The organism is Butyricimonas hominis (genome assembly GCF_014287455.1).
Classification (GTDB): domain Bacteria; phylum Bacteroidota; class Bacteroidia; order Bacteroidales; family Marinifilaceae; genus Butyricimonas; species Butyricimonas muris.
This window is the reverse complement of the sequence record NZ_JACOOH010000002.1, coordinates 386,103-410,270: the sequence shown is the minus strand read 5'-3', so window position 1 is coordinate 410,270 and position 24,168 is coordinate 386,103. Positions and strand designations below refer to the sequence as shown.

The window sequence follows — 24,168 nt, the reverse complement described above, 5'->3', positions numbered from 1 at the left end:
ATTTAAAAACAAATATTATAAAACAACACATATTTACCAAGAAACATCTAAAAAGAGTGATACCCGCACGATGTCCACCAATTAGACAAGAAACAACAAATCGTTTTGCAAGATGATACCCTCATCATATTTTTACTACTTTTGCCCGTTCAATAACGAGAACTTGTTTTAATACAGAGGATATATGAATTACAATGAAACTTTAGAATGGCTGTTCGCCCAACTTCCCATGTATCAACGCGAGGGAAAAGCCGCGTACAAAGCCAATCTGGATAACACGTTAAAACTGGACGAGCATTTCGGCGCGCCGCATCACCGGTTCAAAACGATACACGTGGGCGGAACCAACGGGAAAGGTTCCGTGTCACACATGCTCGCTTCTATTTTACAAACAGCGGGATACAAGACCGGGTTATACACCTCCCCTCACTTGAAGGACTTCCGCGAACGAATCAAGATTAACGGGAAAATGATGCCCGAGCAATACGTGATTGACTTCGTGGAAGAGAACAAAACTCTTTTCACGGGTATAAAACCTTCATTTTTCGAAATGACGGTAGCCATGGCATTCAAGTATTTCGCCGATCAACAAGTGGACATCGCCGTGATAGAGGTCGGGTTGGGCGGACGGCTCGATTCCACGAATATCATCACGCCTCTGGCTTCCGTGATCACGAATATTTCATTCGACCACATGGCACTTCTGGGAGATACGCTGGAAAAGATCGCCCGCGAGAAAGCGGGAATCATCAAGCCAAACGTTCCGGCAATCGTCGGCACGAGGGATGCCGATACCGATTTCGTGTTTATCGGGAGAGCCAAAGAGTGCGGTACGACGCTTGAATTTGCTTCCGACAACTGGAACGCGGAGCGCACCCCGGGTAACACTTACAATCTAAAAAACAAGCAAGGCATCACGTTCGACAACCTGCATCCGGATCTGAAAGGATTGTACCAACGCAAAAACATCCCCGCGGTTTTGGAAACGGTATTGAGTCTACGGGCGCAAGGGATAAACATTTCGGATCAACATATACATGACGGTATAGCGAACACGATTCGCTACACGGGATTACTCGGACGCTGGCAGGAATTATCCCGTGCCCCTTACACGGTTTGTGACACGGGACACAATATTGACGGGTTGACGGAGATCGCGGCTCAACTGGAAACGTGCAAGTACGAACGACTCCATTTCGTCATGGGCATGGTGAACGACAAAGACGTGGATAGCGTATTGCATATCTTACCGAAAGACGCGATCTACTATTTCTGTAAAGCGTCTATCCCCCGGGCAATGGATGAGCATGTATTGGCGGAAAAAGCGGCAGCCCACCATTTACACGGTAAAACGTACCCGACCGTCGCGGAAGCATACGCGGAAGCAAAAGCCGCCGCCACTCCCGATGACATGATCTATATCGGGGGAAGTACATTCGTGGTAGCTGAAGTTGTCTGACATCACCGGAAAAGCCCCTCTCGAACAAAGCGAAGAACCTCGTGCAAGCTACCGCGGACAAGAGATTTTTCGCCCCGTTCAAGAAGGACTTTTCCGGTAATCTCGAAATAGAAATTCCTAAAAATCAAACGCTACCCAAAGATTTGATACCTTGTAACTTCTCTTTGTTTATCAATACAATATCTCCATTCTTGACTTTATGCTTCTTTATCGGATAGCCTTCGGGGGTAAAAACAGCATCAACTTCAATCATTTGATTTAATTGACTTGCAGATACACCTAAACAATGGCGAATAACGGAGGATAATTTAAGTTCAAATTCAAAACCGGTTTGAATCTTGAATACTACCGATTCATCTCCCGCGTTCAGTATATCATTTATCGAAATATTATCATGCTCTATCTCGTATTCAACACTATTGTAATCAAATTTGACATTATTTTTCCGTGCCGTTTCGAGCGAGAAAGCATATTCCCAAGCTATATCTTCATCATTGTCCGAAAACTTGGTGAACAAATCTTTTCTTATCAGTTCGGGTTTTGTACGTGACAATATCGTTAAATTATATGTACTGTCACATTCCATACACCTGTAAATCAGCCATACATCAATGTTCCTTTTTTGCGCATTCATCCTGAATTTGTTGCTGCAATAAAATTTATTACAATTACATCGGTTACATTTTCTTTCTAAAGCGGGAGTGTTTTTAATCTTTATTTCCCATGTATACTCTGTTCTCATGATCTATACCGTACCTAATATTCTTTGAAAGTCTTGTTATGATTCACGACATCGCGCTACAACACGCGTCCCATGCCCTTCAAAAGAGCAATGCCATGAATAAAAATGAAATAGAAAATCTTTTCAAGTAGAATTACTCGAACGAAAGAATTATTAGCCCGCGGTTTACAGGGCTAAATATTAAACCAGTATAAATCTAAGAATTGTTCTCAAAATGTGGATACTTATAATTTCGAGGTAAAGATAACTATTTTATCGGAAAAGCGCATAAGCCACAAGTTAAATAAACAACAAGGGACTTATCGTTGCCGACAAGCCCCTTTTCTATCACGAAAAATCAAACTATAAACTATTTTTTCTTCTTGTCTGCCTTTTCATCCAAGGCCTTAAATACCGCTATCACGTTGTTGTCATCTTTCAGAGTCAGCTTGTCGTTTTTGATCACGAAACTCTTTGTATCTTCCAACACCTTGAAGAACGAAGCCTCGATATCCATATCCAGACAGGCCATCTTCGTCGCCCCCATCCCGCTAAACGCCAATTCCGACTCGTTCAAATCGTAAGTCCCGAAAAAACGATTGCAACCCGCTTTCCCGGAAACCTTTTTATCGGTGGCGTCAAGAGTAAAGAATACCTCGCTCTGCGCCTCCTTGAATTTAATTTCTTTTCCGTTCAAGCTTTCCGCCACCCACTTCACTCCCGTCAGAGAAACGCTTTCCTTAGCGGATTTACACGAAATCACCAGAACTGTTATAAAGCAACAAACTATCATACCTTTCATAACTCGATCACTATTTTGGATAATATCATATTAATCATTTTCACACTAATCTCAACAAATACTATGCCAAATAGGAATATACTAATCCGATACTCAAAGCTAAAAAAAGCATTCTATTGCAAGAATTAACCTTTGAATTACTGAATAAATTCAATAATTGATTATATATTTGCACGTATTTTTAAAACACCATTTTTATGCGTGGAAGAGAAATAATTATCTACATATCAAAAATATAATAAAACAATGTCCAAGGTGATAAAACTGAAAAAAGGCCTTGATATCAAGTTGAAAGGAGAAGCGGAAAACGTGGTAAAAAACGTGGAGAAATGCAATCTCTATGCAGTAAAACCAACAGATTTCCGGTTACTTACCCCTAAACTTGCAGTAAAGGTAGGCGACCAAGTGAAGGCGGGCGATGTATTGTTTATTAATAAATACCGACCCGAAGTCAAATTCACGGCACCCGTCAGCGGTACTATCGAAGCCGTCAACAGAGGTGAAAGAAGAAAACTACTGGAAGTTGTCGTCAAAGCGGATGATCAAATCCAATACCGGGATTTCGGGAGTGCCGACGCGAACCAACTTTCCAGAAAAGAAATCATCGAAAAGTTGCTCGACAGTGGTGTTTGGCCTATGATCAAACAACGCCCGTACGACATCATCGCTAACCCGGAAGATATGCCGAAAGCGATATTCGTATCGGGATTTGATTCCGCGCCGCTTGCACCGGATTATGACGTAACCCTCGCGGATGAGCTTCCCGCGCTTCAAGCCGGAATCGATTGCTTAAAGAAATTGTGCGAGAAAAACGTGAATCTCAATTTGAGAGAAGGGACTCCTTCCACCTCTATTTTCACGAAACTGAAAAACGTGGACGTGAATTATTTCTCCGGACCGCACCCGGCAGGTAATGTAGGGATACAAATTCACCATTTGAACCCGATCAACAAAGGGGATATCGTGTGGGTGGTAAACGCCATGGATCTTGCCATCATCGGACGGGTATTCACTACCGGTAAATTCGATGCCCGCAAAGTGATCGCCATTGCCGGTTCAGAGGTGGAGAAACCCGCTTACTACAAGACGATCATGGGAGCCCAAATTAAGTGTCTCGTGAAAGGCAATTTGAAAAATCAAGTACACCAACGTATTATATCCGGAAACGTGCTCACGGGTTATAAAACCGACGAGGACAATTATCTCGGGTACTATAATAATATGGTAACGGTTATCCCGGAAGGCGATAATTATGAATTTTTGGGCTGGGCTATGCCGGGCTTCAACAAATTCTCGCTCTCCAAAACCTTCCCGTCATTCTTGTGCCCGAACAAGAAGTATTCGCTGAACGCGAACTATAACGGGGAAGAACGGGCTTTCGTGGTTACCGGACAATACGAGAAAGTCCTTCCCATGGACATTCTGCCCGTGTACTTGCTGAAAGCAGTTTTGGCCGAAGACCTTGATAAGATGGAACAACTCGGCATGTACGAGATTGCACCGGAAGACATGGCTTTGTGTGAATTCGTTTGTACCTCCAAGACTCCCGTTCAAGAGATTCTGGAAAAAGGTATAGAGTTAATGATTAGAGAACTGAACTGATTTTAAATTGTAAATTTTAAATTGTAAATTCTAAAACGCTTACGATTCGAAAATTTAAAATCTAAAATCTAAAATTTAAAATATTAAAGATGAATTTCTTACGCAAATATTTAGACAAGCAGAAACCAAAATTCGAAAAGGGAGGCAAGCTGGAAAAGCTTCATTCCGTTTTCACCGGTTTCGAGTCTTTCCTTTTCGTGCCTAATCGCACGACAAGTTCAGGGTGTAACATCAGGGACGGTATTGATTTGAAAAGAACCATGATCATCGTGGTACTGGCACTGGTTCCCGCCTTGTTGTTCGGTATTTACAACGTGGGGTACCAACACTTCAAAGCCTTGGGAGTAGAATCCGGACTTTTCGAAATGTTCTTCTACGGGTTATGGAAAGTATTGCCCATGATCATCGTTTCCTACGTGGTAGGACTGGCGATAGAATTTACCGCCGCGCAAATCAGAGGACACGAGATCAACGAGGGATTCCTCGTGTCGGGATTATTAATCCCGATGGTGATGCCGGTCAACGCACCCCTCTGGATGGTGGGAGTATCTACCGCCTTCGCCGTGATTATCGGTAAAGAGATTTTCGGTGGTACCGGTATGAACATCTGGAATCCCGCTTTATTAGCCCGTGCATTCTTCTTCTTCTCCTACCCTTCCATGATTTCGGGAGACAAGGTTTGGATCGCCGGAATGCCCGACGGATTCTCACAAGCTACCCCGCTGGCCGAAGCCTCTCAAGGCTTACCGGCGACCTATGACATGGCATCCATGTTCTGGGGATTGATTCCCGGTTCTATCGGTGAAACCTCCACATTCTGTATTTTACTGGGAGCAATCTTATTGATCGCGACAGGTATCGGCAGCTGGAAGATTATGCTTTCCACCTTTATCGGGGGATACTGCATGGCGTTGTTATTAAACTACACGTTACCGGAAACGAACCCGTACGCCGCAATCACCCCGATCGCGCACCTCATCATGGGTGGATTCGCGTTCGGAGCCGTGTTCATGGCAACCGACCCCGTGACTTCCGCTCAAACGGAAAAAGGAAAATGGATATACGGATTTATCCTCGGTGTGATGGCCATCCTGATTCGTACGCTGAACCCCGGTTACCCGGAAGGTATGATGCTCGCTATCCTGTTGATGAACACCTTTGCCCCGCTTATCGACTGGTTCGTGGTTCAAGGAAACATCAAACGCAGACTTAAAAGAGCCAAACAATTTCAGATTTAAGATTTCATGATTTCAGATTACAAAACATTCATAAATCATAAATCGTAAATCACTAAATCTTTAAAGAGATGAACAAACAAGGAAATACATATACCTTTATCTATTCCATCGTTTTGGTTGTCGTGGTGGCGGCTATACTGGCCGTGGTATCTCTTTCACTAAAACCACTGCAAGATGAGAATATAGAGAACGAGAAAAGACAGAATATACTGAGCTCGGTGAATATCAGTTCAACCCCGGAAACGTCAAAAGAGTTGTTCGATAAAATTATCAAAAGACAATTCATTCTGAATTACAAGGGAGAGGCCATCGAGGGAAATGCTTTTGAAGTTGACATTCCCGTGGAAGGAAAAAAACTTCAGAAAGCCATCAAGAATAGTCCGGAACTGCAAAAAGCGTTGAAAGACGGACGCATGATTACCGAAGTAATAAAAGACGATAAAGCATTGGCGGATATCAAATTCCCGGTATTTGTCGCGGACGTTGACGGAGCAATCAAATACATACTTCCGGTTTACGGGGCAGGACTTTGGGGTCCGGTATGGGGATATCTCTCCTTGAACGAGGACAAGAACACGGTTTACGGCGTGCTGTTCGACCACAAGGGAGAAACTCCCGGGTTAGGAGCCGAAATCACCCAACCGTTCTTTAAAGAGCAATTCAAGAGCAAGACGATCTTCGACAACTCAACCCTAAAAGCAATTACAGTGAAAAAAGGCGGAAACGCTACCGGTGCCCACGAAGTAGACGGTATTTCGGGAGGAACAATCACGTCGAAAGCCGTTGAAACGATGATTGCCGATTATCTAAAATGTTACGAACAATTCTTAAAACAAATACAGTAATGAGCGATAAAGAAACATTATTTTCAGCCAAGAACCGGGGATTATTACTCGGTCCGTTGAACAAGGATAACCCGGTACTCGTGCAAGTGTTGGGTATATGTTCTGCTCTCGCCGTGACGGCAAAACTGGAACCCGCCATCGTGATGGCTCTTTCGGTAACGGCAGTAACGGCATTCGCTAACGTGATCCTTTCGTTGCTACGGAACACCATACCGACACGTATTCGTATTATCGTGCAATTGGTGGTAGTTGCCGCTTTGGTAATTATGGTAGACCAAGTTTTAAAAGCGTTCGCTTACGAGGTTAGTAAACAACTATCCGTATTCGTCGGCTTGATCATCACGAACTGTATTATCATGGGACGTATCGAGGCTTTCGCGTTAGCAAACAAACCGTGGCCCTCTCTGCTTGACGGTATCGGCAACGGTTTGGGATACGGTCTGGTACTTGTGATCGTGGGCTTCTTCCGTGAATTACTGGGTTCCGGAACTCTGTTCGGTTTTAAAGTTATCCCCCAGATATTCTACGATTGGGGATACCAGAACAACGGGTTGATGATCCTCCCCCCGATGGCTTTGATGCTCGTAGGATTGATCATTTGGGTTCAACGCTCAAGGAACAAAGAGTTGATAGAACAGAAATAGTGAACTAAAAAGAAAAATAGAATATGGAAAATCTATTAAATATATTTGTCCGGTCTGTATTTATCGATAACATGATCTTCGCCTACTTCTTGGGTATGTGTTCATACCTTGCCGTATCGAAGACCGTGAAAACATCGTTCGGATTGGGTATTGCCGTTGTATTCGTGCTATTGATTACCGTTCCGGTAAATTACCTGCTCGATAATTTCGTGTTACAAAAAGGAGCTTTAGCGTGGTTATTGGGAGAACAAGCTGCCGCTAACATAGACTTGAGCTTCTTGAGTTTCATCATGTTTATCGCGGTCATCGCCGCTATCGTGCAATTGGTTGAAATGGTCGTGGAGAAATTCACTCCCGCGCTTTACAACCAATTGGGTATCTTCCTCCCGTTGATCGCGGTGAACTGTGCCATCATGGGTGCTTCCTTGTTCATGCAAGAGAGAGGATACGCGAATATCGGTGAGGCCACGGCATTCGGTTTAGGTTCAGGTATCGGTTGGTTGCTCGCTATCGTGGGTATCGCCGCCATACGCGAGAAACTGAAATATTCCAACATCCCCGCCCCGCTTAGAGGTATCGGTATTACCTTTATCGTGACCGGATTGATGGCTATTTCATTCATGAGTTTCTTGGGTATTAACCTGTAGTAATTTTAAATTGTAAATTTTAAATTGTAAATTTCAAGACTTACAATTTAAAATTTAAAATCAATAAATCTAAATTAGTAAGATGATTTTATTAGCAATAAATACAACAATTGTCCTGTCGGGGATCGTGGTGTTTCTCATCGTGACACTGCTTCTCGTGGGTATGCTTTTGTTCGCGAAAGCTAAACTTACCCCCAAGGGAGAAGTGAAAGTCAGCATCAACCAAGGCGAAAAAGAATTAGTTACCGAGCCCGGCTCCACGCTTCTTGCCACACTCGGGAACAACAAGATATTCCTTCCCTCCGCTTGTGGTGGAAAAGGTTCTTGCGGTATGTGCCGTTGTCAGGTAGAATCAGGCGCGGGGTCTATACTCCCGACCGAAACAGGGTTCTTCTCGTACAAACAACAGCACGATAACTGGCGTCTGGCTTGTCAGGTAAAAGTGAAGGAAAACATCGAGATGAGCGTTCCGGAAGAAGTACTCGGTATCAAGAAATGGGAATGTGAAGTGGTTTCCAATAGAAATATTTCCACATTCTTGAAAGAATTTGTGGTAAAATTACCGGAAGGCGAAAACTTGAAATTCAAATCGGGTGGATATATACAAATTGACGTACCCGCCCTTGACGTGGATTTCAAAGACATGGATATTGACGAGAAATACAAGGCTGACTGGGAACGTATGAAGATGTTCGATCTGAAAATGCATAACCCGGAACCGACTTACCGCGCGTATTCCATGGCTAACTCTCCGGCAGAAGGCAACATTATCATGTTGAATATCCGTATCGCGACTCCCCCGTTTGATAAAGCTATAGGTGGATTTGCCAACGTGAACCCCGGTATCTGTTCTTCTTTTATCTTCACGCGTAAACCGGGAGATAAAGTAAACATTTCCGGTCCTTACGGGGAATTCTTCCTGAGAGATACCAACAACGAGATGATGTTCATCGGTGGTGGTGCCGGTATGGCTCCGATGCGTTCGCATATCTTCAACTTGTTCCACACGATGCACACGGATCGTAAAGTAAGTTTCTTCTACGGTGCCCGTGCCCTGCAAGAGGCTCCCTACGTGGATGAATTCAACAAGATTCAAGCAGAGAACCCGAACTTCCATTGGACGCTGGCTCTGGATAAACCGGACCCCGTGGCTGATGCAGCCGGAGTAGCTTACACACCGGGATTCGTGCATCAGGTAATCTATGAAACCTACTTGAAAAACCACGAGAACCCGGAAGACATCGAGTATTATCTCTGCGGTCCCCCGATGATGATCGCGGCCGTAACCAAAATGTTGTACGATTTGGGTGTACCCGATGAAAACGTGATGTACGACAACTTCGGAGGATAAACCAAATTCCTTCAATCATAAAAAGAAAAACAGACCGGACTCTTTACATTCCGGTCTGTTTTTCTTTTCCCCTCTCCCACGCTTATCTCCCGCTCTTCTCCGTATATCATGGCGACCAAGTCCTGACTAGGTTCTGAGTAAGTCCTGACTAACTCCTGTCTATACAGGACTTGGTCAGGACTTAGTCACTAGGTAGTCAGAAGATAAGAGCCGACAAACACGGGAAAAAGAAAGAAAGACCACGTGTGCCAAAACTCCATTTCTAAAGAAACTCCTCCGTCTGCTTCGCAGCCACCTCCTCTATAAACAGAGGAGGAGTTAAAATACAGTCTTAAACGCAAGAAAAGCAACCTGCAATTCGCCGAAGGCGACTATAAACAATCACTAATTTCTCATTTTGCTCAAATTCACCCCGTACAGGATTATAAATAATAAAGCGAAAAAGCCGGATACGATCATTGAAGCCATAACTACCATATTCCAGCCGGAATACATAGGCAATACAAACAATTGCGCTATTTGAGCGAAAGTATACAAATAGAATCCGGTTCTTTTCAAGTTAAACATCAAAATAGCCCCGCTCAAACTCATTAAAGCGAACAAGGTCAATAATGAATAAATCGGAATCGCGTGTTTAATCGTGGTCTGCAACATTTCAATGGAAGATCCCATGAAAGAAGACATCCACGAAGGAGCTCCTTCTGTACCTGTCATTGTTGTTATCTGTTGGATCTGCGCCACTATCGCTTCGGGAGAAAACGCAACCAAACTGAATAAGTTGGATACCGTTCCCCAACCACTACCGATAAAAGTTAAAATACAAAGTACTGTCAGAAAGGTCGGTCTTACCGGTTTTTCTGTTTCAAAAGGATTTTCCATAGCAAGTCATTTTTTTATACAACAACAAACATAAATAAAATTTTGAAAATTAAAAAGCGGGAGGACGAAAAAAAGTCGGGAAATACTTTGCTTAGACGAACGAATTAGTATAATTTTGGGCAAGATTTTATAAACGTCTATATTATTAAAAATCTAAATAATGGAAAGAGATACTCAAATTTTCGACCTGATTGACAAGGAATGCCATCGCCAGAAAGAAGGACTGGAATTGATCGCTTCCGAGAACTTCGTGAGTGAACAAGTTATGCAAGCCATGGGTTCTTGCTTGACGAACAAGTATGCAGAGGGATATCCCGGAGCTCGTTACTATGGCGGTTGCCAAATCGTTGACCAAACGGAACAATTGGCTATCGATCGTGCCTGCAAATTATTCGGTGCCGAATTCGCTAACGTGCAACCGCACTCCGGGGCACAAGCTAATGCTGCCGTGTTCTTCGCTTGCATGAAACCGGGCGATACCTTCTTGGGACTTGACTTGGCTCATGGCGGACACCTTTCACACGGATCACCCGTTAATCTTTCCGGTATCAACTACCACCCGGTAGCTTACCACGTGAAAGAAGAAACTGGAATGGTAGATTACGACGAAATGGAGAAATTGGCTATCGAGCACAAACCCAAAATGATCGTATCCGGGGCATCTGCTTATTCTCGTGACTGGGATTACAAACGTATGCGTGAAATCGCTGACAAAGTAGGTGCTTTGTTAATGTGCGATATGTCACACCCTGCCGGATTGATTGCCAAAGGTTTATTGAACAACCCGATGGAATATTGCCATATCGTGACAACTACCACTCACAAAACGCTTCGCGGACCGCGCGGTGGTATGATTCTTCTCCCGAAAGACTTCCCGAATCCTTGGGGATTGAAGACTCCGAAGGGAGAAATCAAAATGATGTCACAAGTGATCAACTTTGCCGTGTTCCCGGGACAACAGGGCGGACCGCTTGAACACGTGATCGCTGCCAAAGCCGTTGCTTTCGGGGAGGCATTATCTGACAGCTATACCGAATACGCTAAACAAATGCTGGCTAACGCCAAGGCTATGGCGAAAGCATTCGTGGAAAAAGGTTATAAAGTTGTTTCCGGCGGAACTGACAATCACTCTATGTTGATTGACTTGAGAACCAAATTCCCGGAATTAACCGGTAAGAAAGCTGAAAATACGTTGGTATTGGCAGACATCACGATCAACAAGAACATGGTTCCGTTCGATACCCGTACCCCGTTCTCCACGTCAGGTTTACGCGTGGGTACCCCGGCTATCACTACCCGCGGTTTGAAAGAGGAGCATATGCCTATCGTAGTGGATATGATCGACAGAGTATTGAGTAACATCGACGATGCCGCTGTTATCGCTCAAGTGAAGAAAGAAGTAAACGCGATGATGAACGACAAACCTATGTTTGCTTGGTAATCATCGTACCCGTATAAAAACAGTCACGCGATTCTCAACGAGTCGCGTGATTGTTTTTTTTACGGATAACCAGTGCATTCTTTTTCAGATCCTTTAAAGCCTTTTTCATGGCATTACGCAACAACGTTCCGGCGGAACGGGCAAACACGACCTCTTCATCCCCTTGATCCAAGGTAACGGAAGCAATTACCTGTTGATAATAGATTCTAGCCCCGTCAGCGACATCATACACGGCGATGCTTACCTCCGATTCGCTTTTCTGGTAATAGACCGGGTTCCCGGGATACACCAGATCAGGAACCTCGTCCCGAACCTTTCGTGCCGTAGCCGTCACCACGTAATCGAAATCCGTCGATTCCTTGAATATCTTCAGCACTTGAGGATTCAACTCGAACGTCAGCTTGCTCGGGTTTATGTACTTGAATCTCACATTCTCGATACTATACACGGAATCTCCGCCTAATTTCTGTAAACACGCCAATAAATCCCGATTCAAACTCTCCCTGTACATGTACGGTATCTTCGAGTCCAAATTCGTGACCAACCATTTCCCCTCGCTGAAGTCCAATGACTTCGGCGACTCGTACAAGTGTATATAATGGGGTGTAGCGCACGCCCCCAATATCATACCAACAAAAACAAATAAAACTATCCGATTCCTCATACTACCTTATTATATTACAATGTCCCTATACCTTCTCTAAAATCCCGATACTTCAACCGGGGTAACAACTCCTCTTTCATCCGGGAGGTATCCCCGTAATAGGATACCTGCCCTATTCTGATAAAATCAACCGTCAACGGACTTCTAACCCCGAACAGACGGGAACAAAGTTCAAAAAAGCGGGCTGCCGTGTTTATCATCCATAAAGGCATTCGCCACGGTTTTACCGTGTGCCAATGTTTCGCGGCTTCATCCAAAAACTCCTGTAAAGTCTGTACCCCATCGTCACCGATATGATATATTCCTTCAATACCCTCCTTCATGCAAGCTGCCCGTGTTGCTTCAAGAAAATCTTCGGTAGAAATCAGATGTATCCACGTGGGCTTTTGCCATACCCCCAGTAACGCGTACCGGGAAAACCAACGGGCGGCGTCCACCATCAGAATACCCCGACCGTATACCATGCCCACGCGTAAAGAAACAGCCTCAATCCCATTCTTCCGACCGTAATCGAACAGTAACTTTTCTTCTTCCAGCCTCGTGATAGCGTGAACCGACACGGGAGTCCCGTCCAATCGTCCCGCGGCCGGATGTTCGGGAGTCGTTTCACCCTCCACGTGTGGAAAGCTGATTAAGATTACCCGCTTCACACCTTGTACCACCGCAACATCCAACAAATTATTGAAATAACGGGTATTCGTGGTTGACAAAAACTTCTCCGGGTTATGCCTGAAAAGCACTCCCGCGAAATGTACTACCACATCCACTCCCTGCAAAGCCTCGGTCAACGTACCCGGCTCTCCTAAATCAGCCTTGAATACGGTAATGTTTTCTTTTTCTTTCAACACGGAAGGTACATCTTTACGATGTGTCAGAAGATGCAGGCATACGTCCTCTTCTTTCAAACGACAAGCAAGCAAACTACCCAAATTACCCGCCGCACCCGTGATCAAGATTCTTTTACCCATCCCTTAGTCTTTCACCAAATCAAAATAATGCATATCAATCACTTTACCGTTCTTCACGGCAGCTTTGCGCAGTATTGCCTGTTTCGTGAACCCGGCCTTTTCCAGTACTTTCATGGACGCCGGATTATACTCGTAAACGGTGGCAAACAAACGAATGATATCCGTTTCCCGGAATACATAATCCACCACCCGGCGTATTGCCTCGCTCATGATTCCTTTATTCCAATAATCTTCACTCAACCAATACCCCAGTTCCGCGCTATATCGTTCGACGTCACACAGGGGAATGAAACCGATTCCTCCCACCGCTTTCCCATCCGCCACGATAGCGAAATCCTGCACGTACGGTTTATCCATCGTTACACGGATATACGTCCCGGCATCCTCCCTCGTGTAAGGATAAGGCAAACCGTCCCGTACGTTATTCCATATATTAATATTACTGATATTTTCAGCCAAAGAATCGACATCGGCAAGCGTCCATTCTCTCAATAAAAAACGTTCTCTCTCGTCTCGTATCTCCATATTCATATCATTTGTTTAATAAAACCCCTACTCCAAGTCAATGAAATATTACTAAAATGTTAATTTTCTTTCCCAATAAAGAAAAATACGAACTTTCAGGTGGTAAATATACCTATTTTCACGTATATAGCAGAAAAAAAGCACGGAAAACGTTGCATTTATTGAATCGATTCGCTATATTTGAAACAAAACACTAAGTATGATAAGATTCGTATTACATAGCCTTCTGATCTTGGTGGTAACACAACTCACGAATGTTGCCATGGGACTGGTTATGACTGAATCTCAACGCGGTGCCATCGTTTGTCAGATATCAGAAATACATGACTCTATCACCAAGGCGGAAGCCTTTGATATCATGAACCCCAACGATATGCCGGTACTCCAGAACACGCTCGTCAGCATGAGGAGATCGGAATTGCCTTGTCGGGTTCGAGTCATGCTTGACGGAATCACCGCTGACGAATACGAATATCCAATTCTCAACCCGAAGACAGACAACAAGGGAACACGTGACGTGTTCATATCGCAACCCAAGCGATATTTCCATGAGCTCTGCCTTCTAATCATTTGAAAAACCAGTACATATTTGGCACGTATCTTGTATCGTGAATACATAGGATACATTTGCTAAGTGTTACCCAAGTTATAAAACGGAGCAACGCGTAAAGCGTTATATATATACACACACAATACACACAAAAATGAAAACAACTTTATTCAGTAGAAATCGGGAAGAGAAAAATTACGAATTATTTTTCGAGCCGGAAGAATTGCACCGGGTGCAATATTTGTTGGAAACCAAACAGTTCCTCGGTCTGTCTGAGTTACAGAAAAGCGAGGACGCGAACACGGGTATGAAATTGAAACTCTCACTGGCTGAGCGCGGGAAATTAGCCACAGCTCAACTATTCGAGTATATAATGTCTGCTTACGAAGCAGTTTCACCTATTATGATTTTCCGTAATAAAGAAGCGGTAGCTCTCTCGGGAGCAGTCACGCTGGAAGATTAGACATTCTTTAAGTAAAAAACGGGTTCAAGAAATTGAGCCCGTTTCTTATTTCATGGGAAATATTTCCACATGTATAAAAAGTATTTACCACACTTTTCCTCATATCTGTTTGTTCATCTTGAAAAGGAGTCCCTTTTTATTAAAATAAAATAAGGTAACGACTGCCATCACGAAAGAAATAAAATCCGCCATGGGCAAACTGGCCCACACGCCCGTGATACCCCAGAAACGGGGTAAAATCAGCAGGAACGGTATCAAGAATATCAACTGGCGCGACAACGACAGGAATATAGAAACTTTCGCTTTCCCGATAGACTGGAAAAAATTGGTAATAATAATCTGACACCCGACCAGTGGAAATAACAAACAAGTTATCCGTAACCCGAACTTTGCAAGCTCCGTCAACTCATGATTATCCGTGAACATACCCACGATAAAGTCCGGGAATAATTGGCTCGTGATAAACCCGAACGTCGTGATCGAGATTCCCGTGATCATGGCATAACGCAACACACGTCGTACCCGGTCAAACAATAACGCCCCGTAATTATACCCGACTACCGGCTGCATTCCCTGCGTGAGCCCGATCTCGATCATGATAAACAACGTCAACACCCGGTTCACGATGCCATAAGCCCCGATTGCCAAATCTCCACCGTAGCGCATGAAACTATTATTCAAGATAATCACCACCGTACTGGCGCACACGTTCATCAAGAAAGGCGACATCCCTATAGAAAGAATACTTTTGATTATCCGGCCTTTTAACCGGAATATTCCGGCCTTGAAATGTACCGAACTATTCTTGTTTATAAAATGTGCCAGAATCCACACCAACCCGCTCGTCTGCGCGATCACGGTAGCGAACGCTGCCCCCCGGATTCCCCACCCGAAATGGAAAATAAATATCGGGGCTAATATAATATTCACGAAAACCGTCAACAGCGATGACAACATGGCTTTCTTCGGGTATCCCGTCGCGCGCATCAGGTTGTTCAACCCGATAAAAGTGAAAGCGATAGGATTTCCCAATAGTATCACCTCCATAAAATCTCTGGCGTAAGGCATCGTGGCCTCGCTTGCCCCGAAGAACCGCAACGTGGGCTCCAGTAATAACGTGGCAATCCCCCCGAAACAGAATCCGAGAATAACGCACAGCAAAAACACGTTCCCCAACACCGACGAGGTCTTTTCCATATCTCTCTGTCCCATGTATATGGAACTGATCGTGGCTCCCCCGACACCAATCAGTGTACAAAAAGCAATAATCAGGTTCATCAACGGGAAAGTAATCGCCAATCCCGAAATGGCAAGCGGTCCCACGCCATGACCGATAAAAACACTATCAATAATATTATACAACGATGTAACCGTCATCCCGATGATAGCGGGTATCGAGTACTGAAGCAATAACTTCCCGACGGGTTTTGTTTCCAATAAATGCGATGCGTCCGCAGCAGACATAAAATGATCCTCCTTTCTTTAGTATTACAGCCTCGTTCACTCCCCCTCGATCACCATCAGATAAGAACAGAGAGCGCGAAGATAGCAAATAGTTTATAAAGTTTATAAGGTTTATCTAGGGCAACCGCATCAAAATAATTTTTACTATTTTCCTTCCTTTTTCAAGATAAGATTCTGGTGTATTCAGTTATTTTTCTATAATGAATAATAATTATACCATGTATTTTCGTATTATCAAATTTTATTCAATTTCAATTTATTTTCTATTATTCTACCTTTATAATAGAAGATGAATAGGAGTTGAATGGGAGTTGTTATAAAGAAACTATAAAGTATATATATCATATATAATTACTATTTAACTTATCTCACACTAAACAAGAGAGAAAAAGGGGATAATTTTTCTCTCTATTCAATTTTGACGCATTTGTCCTAAAGGTTTATAAAGTAGAGGATTCCCAAGGAGACGCCGCATATAAAGCATCCCGCAGATATCTATTACTTTATAAACCTTATAAACTCTATGAACCTTACAAACCCTTATTTTTTTCCCTTGAATAGTCTGCCGATCCGCCCCACACCCCAGCGTAATACAATGGGTATAGCCGCCTCTATCAAAACAGGCGAAAAATCTTTTAACATGGCACCCAGCATCGGGGTATCACGCACCTCCTTTTCTTCCTTCGGGGTATCGTCCCTCCTGCCGGAAAAAAACAACGACGAGATACCGGAAAACAACAATTTCCCGGAATGGCGATGGATAAAACGGAAATCCTCGTTCAGTTTTTCCTCCTGCAAACGGCAACTCTCACGCACCCGTTTCTGTTCCGCCCGTAATATCTCCAGCGGGGTCGGTGGTTTCTTCGTCCTCTTTTTCATCTTTACTCATCATCGCGGTTATAATCTCGTTTGTCACCCTCGCGCTAATCTTCTCCCGGAACAACAGAATCAGCCCGAACAACAACAGGTACATCCCCACTACCAACAAAAACCCCAGTGCCACGCTGTTCAATATCTCGCCGAGGAAAAAACCAAGGGCGAGAAACAGGAAAAGAATAGCGAAAAAGGCGAGCAATACCAAAACAATACCGTACGAGAAGACCGCCATAGTCTTGGCTACCCTCTCGTACGTGTTCAATTTCATTAGCTCAAGTCTCGTCTCCACGTAGGTTGAAATGTCATTTTTCAACCCGGAGAAAGTCTTTTCGGCGAAATTCTCCATAAGCCGTTACTTGGTTTCAGCAGCCGCTCTCCCCTCGTGTTCAGTCTTTCCCGCTACTTTTTCCGCTACATCATGTACATTCTCGGAAACATGTTCGCGTGCTTCCTCGGCTTTTGATTTTGCTTTAGCGTATACGCCTTTCACCTCGTCCTTTACTTTGGCAACAGCGTGATCAAACTCTTCGGCTAATTTCTTGCGGTTGTCGGCAACCATTAAATACCCGACAGCTACTCCAACTACCGCGCCTATACCCAGACCCAGCAGTAAATTTGAAGTTTCGTTTTTCATATTCGTCTAATTTTTAATTTATATATTTACTTCAACGAATAGAACTGCAAAAAGTTTGCCTTTTTCTTTATTTTTCAAGACTAATTTTAACGACTTATAAAATGCACTTTCAACGGGTCATACCGTTCCGTCACAGTATCCGTTTCCCTCGCCGTTTTCCCGATCGCGACCACGGCGAACGGCACGAATTCCGACGACAAGTGCAATGCTTTTTTCACCTCGTGCACGAAATGCATTTTCGGGTACACCCCGATCCATGCCGTTCCCAATCCTTCGGCATAGGCTTGTAGCAACATATTCTGCACGCAGGCTCCCAATTCCTGCGGCCAATTACCACCCTCCAGACCTGCCAGCCGGGTATTACAACACACGAGTATAGCCATCGGGGCTGTCCGCAACGCCTCGCTCCCCGGCAAAATCTCCGCCAACTCGTGCAGATGTTTCGCATCCTCCATCACGAAGAACTCCCACGGGCGACGATCTTTCACCGAGGGTGCGTACATTCCGGCACGCACCACACGCTCGATCACTCCCGTGCAAATCTTCTCCCCCGTGTATTCCCGCACCGTGCGGCGACCTGTAATCGCCTCGTCCGCGGAAGCCATCGTCGTGAATTTCTGGCTTTTCATCTCCGTCGCCAATTCCCGTACACGGGGAATAATGCGCGTGAAATGTCCGCTTTCCTTATGTGTCGCCAGCACCGCCTCGTTCTCCCACGTTTCTATGATCATCATCGTATCTTCCAGCCGACAATTTTCCAGTATCTCGTAACCGATACATCCCCGCTCTCCTCGCGAGAGGTCTGCCATTTCGCTCAACAAAGCCGCAACTTCGGCGCGTACCCCGGCGCCGACCGATAAAGTAACATTTATTCTGATCATATCCTGTTCACTTAGAAATTCGACATTCCACACCCCACTACCTTTCTCCCCGCTTAAAATCATACAAATTTATAAAAGTTCAATGACTATTTCATAACCTAAAAGAACTTTTATTCGTAAATGATTTCAAAGCATACTTGCGGGTATCGCTACTTTATAAACTAAACCTTATATTTGTGGGCTTAAAAAACGAACAAATGATACAACCGTTAGATATTATACGCAAATACTACACGCTTGACTCCCTCGCGGGACAAAGTCTATTGATACACAGCCAACTCGTGCGGGACAAAGCACTCGCCATCGCTATGCGCCACGCGGAAATGGATCTCGATATCTCCTTTATCAAAGAAGCCGCCATGTTGCACGATATCGGGATATTCCTCACCAACGCTCCCGACATCGGGTGTTTCGGCGAATATCCTTACATTTGCCACGGCTATCTCGGTGCCGATTTACTCCGGAAAGAAGGACTGCCTCGCCACGCCCTCGTGTGCGAACGTCACACGGGCACAGGGCTCACGATCGAAATGATACAGGAAAAACATCTCCCGCTTCCCCTTCGCGACATGCAACCCGTCACGCTGGAAGAGAAACTCATCGCTTTCGCCGACAAGTTCTACTCGAAAAGCAACCTCACCCGCGAAAAGAAAATCAGTAAAATCCGTGCCGAAATGTTGTTTCACGGGGCGGATTCCGCCGCCCGCTTTGACGAATGGTGCAGACTGTTCTTGTAATTTAAAATGGAGTGTTATTCTCCATTTTGCTTTCTACACCAGTTCTTTATCCCGCATTCCCCGCATTTCGGGCTTCGTGCCGTACACACGTACCGTCCATGCAAAATCAACCAATGGTGTGCTCTCGACAACCATTCCGCCGGGATATTGGCCACGAGTTGTTTCTCTGTTTCCAGTGGAGTACGTGCCCCTGTCACCAACCCGATACGATCGGCCACACGAAACACGTGCGTGTCCACAGGCATTGCCGGACGCCCGAAAGCCACCGCTTCCATAACGTTCGCGGTCTTTCGTCCCACACCGGGCAAGGTTTGCAGTAACTCGAAATCAGACGGCACTTCCCCGTTGAACTCGTTCATCAATTTCTTCGCCATTGCCGACAAATGTTTGGACTTATTATTCGGGTACGATATCGACCGTATCAACTCGAAAATCTCTTCTATCGTGGCGCCCGCCATCGCCTCGGCTGTCGGGAATCGCTCGAATAATGCCGGAGTCACCATATTTACCCGCTTGTCAGTACACTGTGCCGACAGGATGACCGCAACCAGCAACTGGAAAGGGTTATTATAACGCAACTCCGTGTCGGCAACGGGCATCTCTTCCCGGAACCATGCCAACACGCGGTCATATCTTTCTTTCAATTCCATACCTTATATATAATTACAAGTTTCAAGTCCGCAAGTTACAAGTTATTTTTCAAAATACACGCCCCGAAGTCGATTCTGTAATCACACGATCAACTAAATTCATCCCACGGGCGACGCAACTTTCCCTGCACGAAGTGAAGTGTTTCTTCCCACAAAGCCCGACAAGCCGGAAGGTCACGAGCCTCGGCAGGTAGTTTGACGGGATGACCGCCACGGAAAAGACTACCCGTCACGTGGGCGTAGCGGTCGGTAGTAGCGAGCATAATGGCAGAGGATGCTCCCCGCGCAGGAGATTTGATAAAGGGACGGAACAGAAGATCGGTCAACGGGTCATACCAACGTCCCATCGTGATCATGCCCGTATCGACTACACCGGGATCGACCGCGTTGGCAGTAATCGTGCGCCCGCGTAACCGCCGGGCAAGTTCCGCCGTGAACATGAGCACGGCAAGTTTAGAATCCGGATATGCCCGAAAACGCCGGAAACGTTCCGGGTCGGGAACAAGGAAACGCTCTCCCACGTGTCCCATGCAAGTGGTGATCGAGGTCGTGTTGATAACACGCGATTCGATGCCGTGTCCCATGAACGGGAGTAACGAATTGGTCAGCAACCACGTCCCCGCGTAATTCACACCGACGGTCATTTCCAGCCCGTCTTCCGTCAGAGAAAATTCGCCGGGCATCGTTCCCGCGTTATTCACCAGCACGGCAATATCCTTTCTTGTCATTTCCTCGGAAAACATTTGAATGGACGCGAACGAAGCGAGATCAAGACGATATAATTCCACGTTTGAATTACCACTCTCCCGTACAATATCCTCGCGCACCGGTATCGCTTTCGCTATATCGCGACAAGCCATCACCACGGGCATTCCCGCCCGGGCTACCGCCATCGCAATTGCCCGTCCCATGCCGCCGTTAGCACCCGTGACTATTACCCAACCTTGTTTCATTTTTCTTTCCTTTTATCCTTCTATCTACCTCTCGAATCGCCCACCTGATCACCCCTAATGGCACGAGTTTCAATGTCCCGATCATGAAATAATTGAATATCCCCGGAATTACTCTTGCCCGACGACGGAACATAGCCCGTAACCCGCGGCGAGCCAACGAACGGGGAGTCATCATCACCCCAAGGCGCAAGGCGAGTCTTTGCAAATGTCGCGGTAAATTGTACAAGTCTGTCGCTACCGCACCCGGACACACCGCGGTGACACTTACCCCGTGGTCAAGCATTTCCAACCGGAACGCACGGGAGAAATTTCTAAGAAAAACTTTCGTGGACGCATAAAGCGAAATTGATGGGTAAGGTAACCACGCCGAGGCGGATGACATATTCAAGATATACCCGCGACGGCGGGATTTCATATCTTCACCGAAAAGACGGCATAGCATTGTCGGTGTAGTCACGTGAAGCGTCAGCATCAACTCCACCCGATCAACGGGAACATCCACAACCTGCTCGAAATAGAATACACCCGCGTTATTCACCAGTATATCAACCGTGAATCCCCGTTCTCGACAAAATTCGTGCAACCGCACCGCCGCATCGGGTACAGCCAGATTCATGCACACGGGATAAGTCCGGGTTCCGTATTTCGCAGCGAACTCTTCCGCCGCTTTCCGTAGCGGGATATCCTCGTTGCTCACCATCACCACCTCGTATCCCTTCTCGCACAACTGCCGGGCATATTCCCGTCCGATACCGGAACTCGCTCCGGTTACAACAGCCGTGAGGTTCGCCTTCGGCGAGTTACACGTTGCAGGTTGCAAGTCACATTCGCCATTTGTTTGCCTTCGGCAAGTTGCAGGTTGCAAGTTACATTCGCCTTCGGCGAGTTGCAAGTTACTTTTCATTCCGATAATCACTTAATCACTAAATCTCTAATCACTTAATCACTCAATCGGCAATCATAAATCATTTAATCGTTCCATTTCCTTTACCAGCGATTTCGGCAAATCCTTCAAGTGATGATGGCACGCCATCTCACGCGAGTACATTCGGGCAATACAATAATTGACGTGCTCACAAGTATTTCGGGCGTTCTCTTCTCGTGCCATACGGTTCACGAAATCCGGTTCGTTAAGTAAGGCTCTTGCCATAGAAACAAACTCGAATCCCGAATCCAGCACCCGATCTATCGTGTCACGGGCTATCAGACCACCGACAAAGACGAGAGGCAAATGCAACGCCTCACGAAATTTTATCGCGTCATCATAAAAATAAGCTTCTTTGAAAGGTTCCGTCGGAATCATAAAACGTCCTGCCAAACGTACCCCCCAGCGTAACCACGCCTGATGCATATAATGTGTCATAGAACGTATCGGCATAGCCCCGCGCATCACGTACATCGGAGCCCGACTGACAAACCCGCCACTAAGAATAAGAGCGTGTGCTCCTGATTTTTCCAAAGCTTTCGCGACCTCGATACACTCCGGTACTTCCATGCCACCGCGAAAACCATCGCGTGTATTCACTTTCACGAGGATAGCCATATCATCGCCCGCCGCCTCCATCACCTCGTCCATCACGATACGCATAAAACGCATCCTGTTCTGGAGCGAACCACCATACTCGTCGCGACGATGATTGGTATAAGGCGAAAGAAACTGACTAATCAAATAACCATGCCCGGCATGAATCTCCACGGCATCGAATCCCGCCTCTCGGGCAAGACGCACGGAGTTGCCATACTCCCGTGCCATATCGACGATCTCGTCCCGTTTCATTCCCCGCACGAGCGTGGGCGAATAAATATTGAAACCGCTGGACGCGGAGAGAGGCATACAACCACATATCGAGCGATGGGACATATTCCCGCAATGCCCCACTTGAATAGATGCCGCGGCTCCCTCGGCGTGGATATCATCGGTTATACGCCGCAAATCGGGAATGATCTCCCGCCGCAACCATAGCTGGTGAGGAAACGACAATCCGCTCCTCGTCACTGCCGCATATGCCAAGGTGGTCATACCGATTCCCCCGCGGGCTACCGCCACGTGATAATCATGCAACATATCCGACGGGGCATTCCCCGGGCACATTCCCTCGAAAGCAGCCGCCCGAATCGTCCGGTTGCGCAATGTCAAAGGACCGATATTATAAGGCGTGAACAGTTTGCTGCCTTCGGCAGTCGCAGGTTGCGGGTTACATCCGCCGTTAGCGAGTTGCAAGTTGTTGCTGTTAGTGGTGTCTTCTTTCATGTTAACCTTTTTATCTTTGAGAACTAATATATAAACGGTATCACCCGCTTCAAACGCATCGCGCGCACCTCATCACCGAATTCGTCAAGATAACGATGATAAATAGTGTTCGCTCGCGGCACAAGGTTCGCAAATGTCCAAACGACAAATACCGTGCCGGAAAGAGACCACGTGAGTATGGCAAAACCTGTCCACTCCACAATTTCACCGAAATAATTCGCGGAAGTCACGTAACGGAACATACCGCCTCGAGGCAGATAATGAGCCGTGTCACCGGGACGACGCAAATGCCGGATAATATAATCGGAATGAAGATTGATAAACATCCCCCCGAAAAACACGACCGTACCGATGATAAATTGCGGGGTGGTCAGCCACGCCGTCGTGTACATATCCGCAGGAGAGAAATAAAATATCCATCCCCCTTGCATACATGCATTAAGCACGTTGAACGTGATTCCCATAAGCACGATACCCAACGGCATACGTCCCTTACCCTTCAGCAGAAACGGGAAAATGAACGAACGCTGGAAATAATGTATCTCGAAAAAAAGAAAGAATAAAAACGGAACAATATCAAAACGACGATCGGAAAAATACCAGTAAAGCAACATCGCCACGAAAACGGGACTCTCCATGAGCACCCACCCCAACCGATTATTCAGCGGACGTCCCCACTTCGCATCAAAAAACATACCATATCCCGCCTTCACGAAATAAAGTGCCACGAAAACGATAACCGCAATTCCGGTCATCACGAATAAAAATATATGAAATGTATCCATACAATAACCTTTTATTAGTTTCCGGCAAAACTAATAAAAAGTTTATAAAGTTTATAAAGTTCATAAGGTTTATAAAGTAATAGACACAGTCCGAGAAGCACCCGTTACTTTATGAACTTTACAAACCTTATGAACTTT

Annotated in this window: 27 protein-coding genes; 11 read left to right on the top strand and 16 right to left on the bottom strand. The window is 45.6% G+C overall.

Annotated elements, in window-relative coordinates; translation table 11 throughout:
• The first annotated feature begins 184 nt into the window (after window positions 1–184).
• Window positions 185–1,459, top strand: a complete 1,275-nt coding sequence (locus H8S64_RS05310) for a bifunctional folylpolyglutamate synthase/dihydrofolate synthase (RefSeq protein ID WP_186975260.1) — start codon at window positions 185–187, stop codon at window positions 1,457–1,459.
• Between the two features lie 124 nt (window positions 1,460–1,583).
• On the opposite strand, the gene H8S64_RS05305 is transcribed toward H8S64_RS05310, so the two are convergent.
• Together H8S64_RS05305 and H8S64_RS05300 are read right to left on the bottom strand one after the other, a co-directional pair.
• The gene (locus H8S64_RS05305; protein ID WP_186975259.1) at window positions 1,584–2,201 is read right to left on the bottom strand and encodes a DUF1062 domain-containing protein; all 618 of its coding nucleotides are present in this window, start codon (window positions 2,199–2,201) and stop codon (window positions 1,584–1,586) included.
• A gap of 349 nt (window positions 2,202–2,550) precedes the next feature.
• Window positions 2,551–2,982: an META domain-containing protein gene (locus tag H8S64_RS05300; RefSeq protein ID WP_255469437.1), complete on the bottom strand. Its 432-nt coding sequence runs from the start codon at window positions 2,980–2,982 to the stop codon at window positions 2,551–2,553.
• Window positions 2,983–3,228: 246 nt separating this feature from the next.
• On the opposite strand from H8S64_RS05300, the gene H8S64_RS05295 reads away from it, so the two are divergent.
• The 6 genes from H8S64_RS05295 to nqrF all read left to right on the top strand — a co-directional run bounded on the left by H8S64_RS05295 (window position 3,229) and on the right by nqrF (window position 9,309).
• A complete protein-coding gene (locus tag H8S64_RS05295) occupies window positions 3,229–4,584 on the top strand; it encodes a Na(+)-translocating NADH-quinone reductase subunit A (protein WP_186975258.1) in 1,356 nt (451 codons plus the stop codon).
• 89 nt (window positions 4,585–4,673) lie between these two features.
• Complete coding sequence (locus tag H8S64_RS05290; RefSeq protein ID WP_099292255.1) at window positions 4,674–5,822, top strand: NADH:ubiquinone reductase (Na(+)-transporting) subunit B; 1,149 nt, start codon at window positions 4,674–4,676, stop codon at window positions 5,820–5,822.
• A 68-nt stretch (window positions 5,823–5,890) separates the two neighbouring features.
• Window positions 5,891–6,667, top strand: coding sequence for an NADH:ubiquinone reductase (Na(+)-transporting) subunit C (gene nqrC, locus H8S64_RS05285; RefSeq protein WP_186975257.1), 777 nt, complete (start codon window positions 5,891–5,893; stop codon window positions 6,665–6,667).
• Entirely contained in the window at window positions 6,667–7,311 is a 645-nt protein-coding gene (locus H8S64_RS05280) for an NADH:ubiquinone reductase (Na(+)-transporting) subunit D (RefSeq protein WP_099292253.1), read from the top strand. The genes nqrC and H8S64_RS05280 overlap by 1 nt, the downstream gene beginning before the upstream one ends.
• Window positions 7,312–7,334: 23 nt before the next feature.
• Window positions 7,335–7,958, top strand: coding sequence for an NADH:ubiquinone reductase (Na(+)-transporting) subunit E (gene nqrE, locus H8S64_RS05275; RefSeq protein WP_099292252.1), 624 nt, complete (start codon window positions 7,335–7,337; stop codon window positions 7,956–7,958).
• Window positions 7,959–8,040: 82 nt separating this feature from the next.
• The gene (nqrF, locus tag H8S64_RS05270; protein ID WP_099292251.1) at window positions 8,041–9,309 is read left to right on the top strand and encodes an NADH:ubiquinone reductase (Na(+)-transporting) subunit F; all 1,269 of its coding nucleotides are present in this window, start codon (window positions 8,041–8,043) and stop codon (window positions 9,307–9,309) included.
• A 384-nt stretch (window positions 9,310–9,693) separates the two neighbouring features.
• Here the strand turns inward: nqrF and H8S64_RS05265 are convergent, their stop codons facing one another.
• Window positions 9,694–10,188 carry a hypothetical protein gene (locus tag H8S64_RS05265; protein WP_186975256.1) on the bottom strand — a complete coding sequence of 165 codons (495 nt, stop codon included), beginning with the start codon at window positions 10,186–10,188 and terminating at the stop codon, window positions 9,694–9,696.
• 160 nt (window positions 10,189–10,348) lie between these two features.
• Here H8S64_RS05265 and glyA point away from each other — a divergent pair, with 160 nt between their 5' ends.
• Complete coding sequence (gene glyA, locus H8S64_RS05260) at window positions 10,349–11,629, top strand: serine hydroxymethyltransferase (RefSeq protein ID WP_186975255.1); 1,281 nt, start codon at window positions 10,349–10,351, stop codon at window positions 11,627–11,629.
• Window positions 11,630–11,663: 34 nt separating this feature from the next.
• On the opposite strand, the gene H8S64_RS05255 is transcribed toward glyA, so the two are convergent.
• The 3 genes from H8S64_RS05255 to H8S64_RS05245 are packed head-to-tail and all read right to left on the bottom strand — an operon-like array spanning window position 11,664 to window position 13,786.
• Window positions 11,664–12,293: a hypothetical protein gene (locus H8S64_RS05255; protein ID WP_186975254.1), complete on the bottom strand. Its 630-nt coding sequence runs from the start codon at window positions 12,291–12,293 to the stop codon at window positions 11,664–11,666.
• Between the two features lie 14 nt (window positions 12,294–12,307).
• The gene (locus tag H8S64_RS05250) at window positions 12,308–13,261 is read right to left on the bottom strand and encodes an NAD-dependent epimerase/dehydratase family protein (RefSeq protein WP_186975253.1); all 954 of its coding nucleotides are present in this window, start codon (window positions 13,259–13,261) and stop codon (window positions 12,308–12,310) included.
• A gap of 3 nt (window positions 13,262–13,264) precedes the next feature.
• Window positions 13,265–13,786: a GNAT family N-acetyltransferase gene (locus tag H8S64_RS05245; protein WP_369860635.1), complete on the bottom strand. Its 522-nt coding sequence runs from the start codon at window positions 13,784–13,786 to the stop codon at window positions 13,265–13,267.
• Window positions 13,787–13,985: 199 nt separating this feature from the next.
• On the opposite strand from H8S64_RS05245, the gene H8S64_RS05240 reads away from it, so the two are divergent.
• Together H8S64_RS05240 and H8S64_RS05235 are read left to right on the top strand one after the other, a co-directional pair.
• The gene (locus H8S64_RS05240) at window positions 13,986–14,360 is read left to right on the top strand and encodes a hypothetical protein (protein ID WP_186975252.1); all 375 of its coding nucleotides are present in this window, start codon (window positions 13,986–13,988) and stop codon (window positions 14,358–14,360) included.
• A gap of 130 nt (window positions 14,361–14,490) precedes the next feature.
• Entirely contained in the window at window positions 14,491–14,799 is a 309-nt protein-coding gene (locus tag H8S64_RS05235) for a hypothetical protein (RefSeq protein ID WP_099292242.1), read from the top strand.
• A 99-nt stretch (window positions 14,800–14,898) separates the two neighbouring features.
• On the opposite strand, the gene H8S64_RS05230 is transcribed toward H8S64_RS05235, so the two are convergent.
• The 5 genes from H8S64_RS05230 to H8S64_RS05210 all read right to left on the bottom strand — a co-directional run bounded on the left by H8S64_RS05230 (window position 14,899) and on the right by H8S64_RS05210 (window position 18,717).
• Window positions 14,899–16,263, bottom strand: a complete 1,365-nt coding sequence (locus tag H8S64_RS05230; RefSeq protein WP_186975251.1) for an MATE family efflux transporter — start codon at window positions 16,261–16,263, stop codon at window positions 14,899–14,901.
• A 540-nt stretch (window positions 16,264–16,803) separates the two neighbouring features.
• Window positions 16,804–17,142 carry a hypothetical protein gene (locus tag H8S64_RS05225; RefSeq protein WP_141560951.1) on the bottom strand — a complete coding sequence of 113 codons (339 nt, stop codon included), beginning with the start codon at window positions 17,140–17,142 and terminating at the stop codon, window positions 16,804–16,806.
• Complete coding sequence (locus H8S64_RS05220) at window positions 17,072–17,485, bottom strand: phage holin family protein (protein WP_099292239.1); 414 nt, start codon at window positions 17,483–17,485, stop codon at window positions 17,072–17,074. Before H8S64_RS05220 ends, H8S64_RS05225 begins: the two co-directional genes overlap by 71 nt.
• A gap of 6 nt (window positions 17,486–17,491) precedes the next feature.
• A complete protein-coding gene (locus tag H8S64_RS05215; RefSeq protein WP_099292238.1) occupies window positions 17,492–17,773 on the bottom strand; it encodes a YtxH domain-containing protein in 282 nt (93 codons plus the stop codon).
• Window positions 17,774–17,859: 86 nt separating this feature from the next.
• The gene (locus H8S64_RS05210) at window positions 17,860–18,717 is read right to left on the bottom strand and encodes a nitroreductase family protein (RefSeq protein WP_186975250.1); all 858 of its coding nucleotides are present in this window, start codon (window positions 18,715–18,717) and stop codon (window positions 17,860–17,862) included.
• Between the two features lie 137 nt (window positions 18,718–18,854).
• Between H8S64_RS05210 and H8S64_RS05205 the strand changes: the two genes are divergently transcribed.
• Window positions 18,855–19,391 carry an HD domain-containing protein gene (locus H8S64_RS05205; protein ID WP_099294515.1) on the top strand — a complete coding sequence of 179 codons (537 nt, stop codon included), beginning with the start codon at window positions 18,855–18,857 and terminating at the stop codon, window positions 19,389–19,391.
• A 14-nt stretch (window positions 19,392–19,405) separates the two neighbouring features.
• Here the strand turns inward: H8S64_RS05205 and nth are convergent, their stop codons facing one another.
• From nth to H8S64_RS05180, 5 genes are all read right to left on the bottom strand, one after another.
• On the bottom strand, window positions 19,406–20,041 hold the full coding sequence (gene nth / locus H8S64_RS05200) for an endonuclease III (RefSeq protein ID WP_186975249.1): 636 nt from the start codon (window positions 20,039–20,041) through the stop codon (window positions 19,406–19,408).
• An 89-nt stretch (window positions 20,042–20,130) separates the two neighbouring features.
• Window positions 20,131–20,994 (bottom strand): SDR family oxidoreductase, encoded by an 864-nt coding sequence (locus H8S64_RS05195; protein WP_186975248.1) that lies wholly within the window; start codon window positions 20,992–20,994, stop codon window positions 20,131–20,133.
• On the bottom strand, window positions 20,960–21,898 hold the full coding sequence (locus H8S64_RS05190; protein ID WP_186975247.1) for an SDR family NAD(P)-dependent oxidoreductase: 939 nt from the start codon (window positions 21,896–21,898) through the stop codon (window positions 20,960–20,962). The genes H8S64_RS05195 and H8S64_RS05190 overlap by 35 nt, the downstream gene beginning before the upstream one ends.
• 54 nt (window positions 21,899–21,952) lie before the next feature.
• Window positions 21,953–23,245, bottom strand: a complete 1,293-nt coding sequence (locus tag H8S64_RS05185) for an NADH:flavin oxidoreductase (RefSeq protein ID WP_255469436.1) — start codon at window positions 23,243–23,245, stop codon at window positions 21,953–21,955.
• A 23-nt stretch (window positions 23,246–23,268) separates the two neighbouring features.
• Window positions 23,269–24,030: a DUF1295 domain-containing protein gene (locus H8S64_RS05180; RefSeq protein ID WP_099292233.1), complete on the bottom strand. Its 762-nt coding sequence runs from the start codon at window positions 24,028–24,030 to the stop codon at window positions 23,269–23,271.
• Window positions 24,031–24,168: the final 138 nt, after the last annotated feature.

Coding starts and splice junctions, on each gene's coding strand:
- glyA (WP_186975255.1), top strand. CDS start 10,349: ATGGAAAGAGATACTCAAATTTTCGACCTGATTGACAAGGAATGCCAT.
- H8S64_RS05230 (WP_186975251.1), bottom strand. CDS start 16,263: ATGTCTGCTGCGGACGCATCGCATTTATTGGAAACAAAACCCGTCGGG.
- nqrE (WP_099292252.1), top strand. CDS start 7,335: ATGGAAAATCTATTAAATATATTTGTCCGGTCTGTATTTATCGATAAC.
- H8S64_RS05235 (WP_099292242.1), top strand. CDS start 14,491: ATGAAAACAACTTTATTCAGTAGAAATCGGGAAGAGAAAAATTACGAA.
- H8S64_RS05185 (WP_255469436.1), bottom strand. CDS start 23,245: ATGAAAGAAGACACCACTAACAGCAACAACTTGCAACTCGCTAACGGC.
- H8S64_RS05195 (WP_186975248.1), bottom strand. CDS start 20,994: ATGAAACAAGGTTGGGTAATAGTCACGGGTGCTAACGGCGGCATGGGA.
- H8S64_RS05310 (WP_186975260.1), top strand. CDS start 185: ATGAATTACAATGAAACTTTAGAATGGCTGTTCGCCCAACTTCCCATG.
- H8S64_RS05280 (WP_099292253.1), top strand. CDS start 6,667: ATGAGCGATAAAGAAACATTATTTTCAGCCAAGAACCGGGGATTATTA.
- H8S64_RS05255 (WP_186975254.1), bottom strand. CDS start 12,293: ATGAGGAATCGGATAGTTTTATTTGTTTTTGTTGGTATGATATTGGGG.
- H8S64_RS05245 (WP_369860635.1), bottom strand. CDS start 13,786: ATGGAGATACGAGACGAGAGAGAACGTTTTTTATTGAGAGAATGGACG.
- H8S64_RS05225 (WP_141560951.1), bottom strand. CDS start 17,142: ATGAAAAAGAGGACGAAGAAACCACCGACCCCGCTGGAGATATTACGG.
- H8S64_RS05240 (WP_186975252.1), top strand. CDS start 13,986: ATGATAAGATTCGTATTACATAGCCTTCTGATCTTGGTGGTAACACAA.
- H8S64_RS05210 (WP_186975250.1), bottom strand. CDS start 18,717: ATGATTTTAAGCGGGGAGAAAGGTAGTGGGGTGTGGAATGTCGAATTT.
- H8S64_RS05305 (WP_186975259.1), bottom strand. CDS start 2,201: ATGAGAACAGAGTATACATGGGAAATAAAGATTAAAAACACTCCCGCT.
- nqrF (WP_099292251.1), top strand. CDS start 8,041: ATGATTTTATTAGCAATAAATACAACAATTGTCCTGTCGGGGATCGTG.
- H8S64_RS05190 (WP_186975247.1), bottom strand. CDS start 21,898: ATGAAAAGTAACTTGCAACTCGCCGAAGGCGAATGTAACTTGCAACCT.
- H8S64_RS05215 (WP_099292238.1), bottom strand. CDS start 17,773: ATGAAAAACGAAACTTCAAATTTACTGCTGGGTCTGGGTATAGGCGCG.
- H8S64_RS05290 (WP_099292255.1), top strand. CDS start 4,674: ATGAATTTCTTACGCAAATATTTAGACAAGCAGAAACCAAAATTCGAA.
- H8S64_RS05295 (WP_186975258.1), top strand. CDS start 3,229: ATGTCCAAGGTGATAAAACTGAAAAAAGGCCTTGATATCAAGTTGAAA.
- H8S64_RS05250 (WP_186975253.1), bottom strand. CDS start 13,261: ATGGGTAAAAGAATCTTGATCACGGGTGCGGCGGGTAATTTGGGTAGT.
- H8S64_RS05300 (WP_255469437.1), bottom strand. CDS start 2,982: ATGAAAGGTATGATAGTTTGTTGCTTTATAACAGTTCTGGTGATTTCG.
- nqrC (WP_186975257.1), top strand. CDS start 5,891: ATGAACAAACAAGGAAATACATATACCTTTATCTATTCCATCGTTTTG.
- H8S64_RS05220 (WP_099292239.1), bottom strand. CDS start 17,485: ATGGAGAATTTCGCCGAAAAGACTTTCTCCGGGTTGAAAAATGACATT.
- H8S64_RS05265 (WP_186975256.1), bottom strand. CDS start 10,188: ATGGAAAATCCTTTTGAAACAGAAAAACCGGTAAGACCGACCTTTCTG.
- H8S64_RS05180 (WP_099292233.1), bottom strand. CDS start 24,030: ATGGATACATTTCATATATTTTTATTCGTGATGACCGGAATTGCGGTT.
- nth (WP_186975249.1), bottom strand. CDS start 20,041: ATGGAATTGAAAGAAAGATATGACCGCGTGTTGGCATGGTTCCGGGAA.